The organism is Niallia circulans NBRC 13626 (assembly GCF_001591585.1).
GTDB lineage: Bacteria > Bacillota > Bacilli > Bacillales > Cytobacillaceae > Niallia > Niallia circulans.
Window position 1 is genome coordinate 1 of sequence record NZ_BCVE01000046.1, and the last position, 5459, is coordinate 5459.

4 protein-coding genes are annotated in these 5459 nt (G+C 37.0%); 1 reads left to right on the forward strand and 3 read right to left on the reverse strand.

Going from position 1 to position 5459, the window contains the following annotated elements:
• Window positions 1-66 precede the first annotated feature (66 nt).
• The gene (locus tag BCI01S_RS24330; protein ID WP_061801330.1) at window positions 67-1488 is read right to left on the reverse strand and encodes a S41 family peptidase; all 1422 of its coding nucleotides are present in this window, start codon (window positions 1486-1488) and stop codon (window positions 67-69) included.
• A 154-nt stretch (window positions 1489-1642) separates the two neighbouring features.
• Here BCI01S_RS24330 and BCI01S_RS24335 point away from each other — a divergent pair, with 154 nt between their 5' ends.
• Entirely contained in the window at window positions 1643-2470 is an 828-nt protein-coding gene (locus BCI01S_RS24335; RefSeq protein ID WP_061801328.1) for a manganese catalase, read from the forward strand.
• A gap of 94 nt (window positions 2471-2564) precedes the next feature.
• On the opposite strand, the gene BCI01S_RS24340 is transcribed toward BCI01S_RS24335, so the two are convergent.
• On the reverse strand, window positions 2565-4736 hold the full coding sequence (locus BCI01S_RS24340; RefSeq protein WP_061801329.1) for a heavy metal translocating P-type ATPase: 2172 nt from the start codon (window positions 4734-4736) through the stop codon (window positions 2565-2567).
• A 260-nt stretch (window positions 4737-4996) separates the two neighbouring features.
• Window positions 4997-5335: an ArsR/SmtB family transcription factor gene (locus BCI01S_RS24345; protein WP_047943913.1), complete on the reverse strand. Its 339-nt coding sequence runs from the start codon at window positions 5333-5335 to the stop codon at window positions 4997-4999.
• Between the last annotated feature and the right edge of the window lie 124 nt (window positions 5336-5459).

Below are 5459 nucleotides of genomic sequence, written 5' to 3' on the forward strand. Positions count from 1 at the left end.
TAGGGGAGCATATCAAGGATAATTGCTCGGGTTTATATGGTTGAATTCTTTGTGCCCTACGTTTTATTAATGAACTAAATAGCGGATAGCTGTTTGTAATTGAATATCGTTTTCGTCCTTTTGTTTTTCTATCCTAACTGCTTCCTCCATCTTTGCAGCTGTTTTTCCATCTATCACACCAGTAACCTCCAGTGCATTTTTGCTTTGAAATGCTCTTACAGCTACTTCTGTTTGCGGACTATAATAGCCATCTTGCCTATCTGTTGTGAATCCTAAGCTTGTTAAAATTTCTTGTGCATATTGGACCTGTTCATCATTATCCTCAGGCTTAAGTGAATCTACAATCTGCAATGGGTGGGTATGATATAAGTCCGTTTGCTCGACTTCGATAGTGGGCTTTATTCCTTGTCTATGAATCCAATTTCCATCAGGAGTAAGCCATTTAGAAACCGTTAGTTTGATTTCACTGCCATCATCCATTAATATAGGCTGTTGGACGGTTCCTTTTCCAAATGAATTTTCGCCAATTAGCGGATATCCAGCTCCCTCTTTTAAGGCAGCAGCTAAAATTTCGGACGCCGATGCACTTCCATTATCAATCAATACTACAACTGGATATTCCTTTTGTTTCTTCAAATCAGAATAAAACTGTTCACGATCTCCATTTCGATTCTCTACTTGCACATAAGGTTTTTTATTTGTTAAAAATTGTTCTACGATCGCATTTACACTTGTTAGCAAGCCACCAGGATTACCACGTACGTCTAAAATTAGACTTGAAATGCCATTTTTCTCTAATTTGTTTAATTCCTTTTCAAACTCACTTGCAGTATCTTTAGAAAATGATGTAATTTCTATATAACCAATCTTTTCTCCGCCATCTTTTTTGATATCAGAATAAACTGTTATTTGGGGTACTTCATCGCGGACAATTTCCATTTTTAATGGTTTATCGACTGTTGCTCGCTTTATTTCTAATTCTACCTTTGATCCTTTTTCCCCTCTGATTTGGCTGATAACGTCATTAAGATCTTTTCCTTCTACGTTTTCTCCATTTACTGAAATTATTTGATCTTGAGGTTTAATACCTGCTTTTTCTGCTGGAGACCCTTTTATTGGTGACACAATGATCATTTTATCTTCTTCTATACTAATTTCTGCACCAATTCCTTCAAAAGAAGAATCAAGAGCTTGTTCAAATTGCTTTGCGGCTTCTTGATCCATGTAAACAGAGTATGGATCCTCCAATGTAGCCAGCATCCCTCTTATTGCACCATCTTCTAACTTTTGCTTGTCTACATTTTCCACATAGTTTTGCAAGATTATTTGATAGGCTTTATCCAATTTATCAAGCGAACCAGCCTCCATTGATTGATTATTTAATTGTTCCTCCTGTCTTTTTTCCAACACGTTTATTCCTATATATGTCATTCCTGATCCTGCTAATAAGGAGCCTGCCATATAAATAGCCAACCACTTCCGATTCATTGCAATCGTCCCTTCTTCTGCCACGATGTATTTATCCTTTTTTTATGTATATGAAGGGCTCGGACAACTTATGATTGAAACTATTTTTCAAACTGGACACGTACCTATAAAGAAAGCATGTATAGTATATAAAGGATTATGAGGAGGGGAACCAATGTTTTTTCACATCAAAGAGCTGGCCTATGAAGCAAAACCTGAGAGGCCGGATCCCGTTTTCGCTAAAAATTTACAGGAACTAATCGGTGGACAATTTGGAGAAATGTCGGTCATGAATCAATATTTATTCCAAGCTTGGGGAACAAGAAAAAATGATAAATATCGTGATTTATTATTAGATACTGGAACAGAAGAAATTGGCCATATTGAATTACTATCAACCATGGTAGCAAGGTTATTAGATGATGCCCCCGTTACCGAGCTTGAAACAGCAGCTGCAAGTAATCCCGCAATGGCGGCTATTATTGGTGGAACTAATCCACAGCATGCGATCGTTTCAGGACTTGCCGCAATGCCAAAGGATAGCGTAGGTGTACCTTGGAATGGAGGATATGTGGCTGCAAGCGGAAATCTACTCGCTGATATGCGCGCAAATTTAAATGCAGAATCGCAAGGCAGGCTCCAAGCAGTCCGGTTGTTTGAGCAGACCGATGATCGAGGCATTAAAGATATGTTATCGTATTTAATTGCACGGGACACGATGCATCAAAACCAATGGCTTGCCGCTATTTACGAATTAGAGCAACAAGAAGGCGTAGTTGTACCAAACACTTTCCCTAGAAAATTAGAAAAGACAGAAGTATCTTATCTCTTTCTTAATCATTCAATGGGAGATGAAAGCAGTAAGGGGAGATGGGCATCGGGACCAAGCATGGATGGTATGGGAACATTCCAATATGTCCGAGATGTACCACCATTTGGCTCTGCACCTAAATTAAAGCCTGCTCCTCCAGCTGAACATAATACTCCTCCTAATGTTAAATAGGGGTCAATTTCATTCAAATAAAAACGGAGCCAGTAGTAAGTATACTAGCTCCGTTTTTTCTTTGGAAATGAGTCCCCTCTCGGAAATTCTCTCTTTATAACCCTTTCACATGCAATACTCTCATTGCATTAAGAACGGCAAGAACAGTAACACCTACATCAGAGAAAACTGCTTCCCACATCGTTGCAATCCCAAATGCGCCTAGTAGTAAAAAGATTGCTTTAACTCCTAAAGCAAATATAATGTTCTGCCACACGATTCGGCGTGTCCGTTTTGCAACAGACAGTGCTGTTGCTATTTTAGAAGGCTCATCTGTCATAAGGACGATATCTGCTGCCTCTATTGCTGCATCAGCACCTAAACCTCCCATTGCCATTCCCACATCTGCTCTTGCCAGAACAGGTGTATCATTTATGCCGTCTCCAATAAAGAGAATTTTTTCCTTTGCTTGCTTATGCTGATCAAGCTTTTCGATTTCTTCTACTTTGTGCTGTGGCAATAATTCTGCATGAACTTCATCTATTTTTAAAAGAGTCCCAATCTTAGAGCCAACCTTTTGAGCATCACCAGTTAACATCACCGTTTTCTTAATTCCTTGTTCTTTTAATAGTTGGATGGCTTTCTCTGCATCCTCTTTTATCTGATCAGAAATAACAATAGAACCGATGAATTCTTGATTTGCTGCCACATAAATAACTGTTCCGACTTCTTCGTTTGGTAAATAGCTGATATTTTCTTTTATCATCAGTTTTTGATTACCTGCTAACACTTTTTTTCCATCTAGCTCTACCATAATTCCATGACCCGATAATTCTTGATATTCTCCTATGCGTTCCTCCATGATCTGTCCCTGATATGCTTTGCGAATGGATTCAGCAATTGGATGATTAGAATGCACTTCTGCATATGCTGCATATTCCAGCACTTCTTTTTCTGCAAATCTAGGTGCTGGGTGAATGGAATCTACTTCAAATACTCCTTTTGTTAAAGTACCAGTTTTATCAAAAACAACATACTTCACATCATTTAAAGCTTCTAAATAATTGCTTCCTTTTACTAAAATTCCTTTTTTAGATGCTGCGCCAATTCCACCAAAGAATCCTAATGGAATAGAAACAACAAGCGCACAAGGACAAGAGATAACAAGAAAGACAAGGGCCCGATACAGCCAGTCTGAGAAAGTAGCACCACTTATTAAGAGTGGTGGTACGATAGCTAATAATGCAGCTGTTATTACTACTACTGGTGTATAATATCTTGCAAATTTAGTAATAAAATTTTCAGTAGGAGCTTTGCGGTTACTGGCATTTTGAACAAGCTCCAGTATTTTCGTAACAGTTGATTCTCCAAAGTCCTTTGTTACTTCGATTGTTAATACACCCTGATTATTAATATAACCACTAAGCACCTCATTGCCGATTTCTATATCTCGCGGAATGGACTCTCCTGTTAAAGCGGATGTATCGACAGAAGAGCTTCCTTCTATCACTCGCCCATCAAGCGGAATTTTCTCTCCAGGCTTTACGATAATAATATCTCCGATGTTCACTTGCTCTGGAGATAGCTTCTTCAGTTCAAAGCCAACTTTTACATTGGCATAGTCTGGTCGTATATCCATTAAGCTAGTAATCGATTTTCTAGAACGATTGACAGCTATCCCCTGAAATAACTCGCCTATTTGATAAAAAAGCATAACAGCTACTCCTTCAGGATATTCCTGAATAGCAAAAGCTCCTAATGTAGCGATAGACATAAGAAAATGCTCATCAAATACTTGCCCACGTAAAATATTTTTTATCGCTCTAAATAAAATGTCTCCTCCAACAATTAAATAGGCCAAAAAGAAAAGAGCAAATTCCGATATTCCGTTTAAAGGAGCAAAAAATCCAATTGCTGCAACAATCGTTCCAGCTGCTAATCTTCCAATTAATCTCTTTGTATTCTCTGTACCATGGTCATGGTCATGACCATGAGCGTGATCGTGGTGATGCGGATGATCAGGAGATGGAGAAGTAGCTTTTTTCCTCTTTTCTACCATCTTTACATGTGGCTCTAGTCTTGTGATTGTTTTTTCTGCTTTTGCTAAAATACTCTTTTCTTCTATTTCATCGACCTGTAAATGTAATGTTTGTGTAGCAAAGTTAACCGTGCATTCTCTGACTCCATTAATGGATGCTATTCCATTTTCTATTTTCATTGCACAATTTGCACAGTCCAAGCCTTCTAATATAAATTCTTTTTTCCGCAGCTGCTTCTCTTCCTCCATTCCTTTCCCTTCTTTCCTTTAATTTTGATCTATTATATACAATTACTTCTACTTTTAATATATGCACAAATATTCATATACTCATATTTATATTATATGAATAGTCTAATAAAAGTGTCAATCCATTTTCAGATTTTTTGTATAAAAAATACCATTAAAATTTAGAGTAAAAACACTTTAATCAGAAATGGCTATAAAAAAACTGTAGAATTCATCTATCTATTATAGAAGCTTCTACAGTCCATCTAATTGGTATTTTTTTAATGATGTCTTGCGTGATCAATCATTTGTTTTAACACGCCCATTACATGCTCATCATCACATGAATAAATCATGGTAGTTCCTTCGCGTTTATATTTAACTAAACGCAAATTCTTTAGAAAGCGAAGCTGATGAGAAACCGTGGATTGGAGCATACTTAGGCTTTCTGCTATTTCATTAACTGAATGTTGTTTTTTTGATAATAGATGGAGAATTTTTATTCTGGTAGGGTCTGATAATGCTTTAAATGTTTGAGAAACAATAAATAATGTTTCTTCATCCAATTCAAACTTATTTATGGAACTCATTGATTCCTTTTTCTCATTAAATTCGCTCATCTCTATTCTTACCCCTTTATTATTACAAACCTTTCCATCTATTATAGCATAGAAATGATTGCTTTCTGTAGTAACATGATTCTTGCTAAAATCAGTTCTAACAACAAATAAGGACCACCCGTGA

Excerpts from the sequence above, each read along its gene's own strand:
- BCI01S_RS24330 (WP_061801330.1), bottom strand. The coding sequence starts at position 1,488 with ATGAATCGGAAGTGGTTGGCTATTTATATGGCAGGCTCCTTATTAGCA.
- BCI01S_RS24335 (WP_061801328.1), top strand. The coding sequence starts at position 1,643 with ATGTTTTTTCACATCAAAGAGCTGGCCTATGAAGCAAAACCTGAGAGG.
- BCI01S_RS24340 (WP_061801329.1), bottom strand. The coding sequence starts at position 4,736 with ATGGAGGAAGAGAAGCAGCTGCGGAAAAAAGAATTTATATTAGAAGGC.
- BCI01S_RS24345 (WP_047943913.1), bottom strand. The coding sequence starts at position 5,335 with ATGAGCGAATTTAATGAGAAAAAGGAATCAATGAGTTCCATAAATAAG.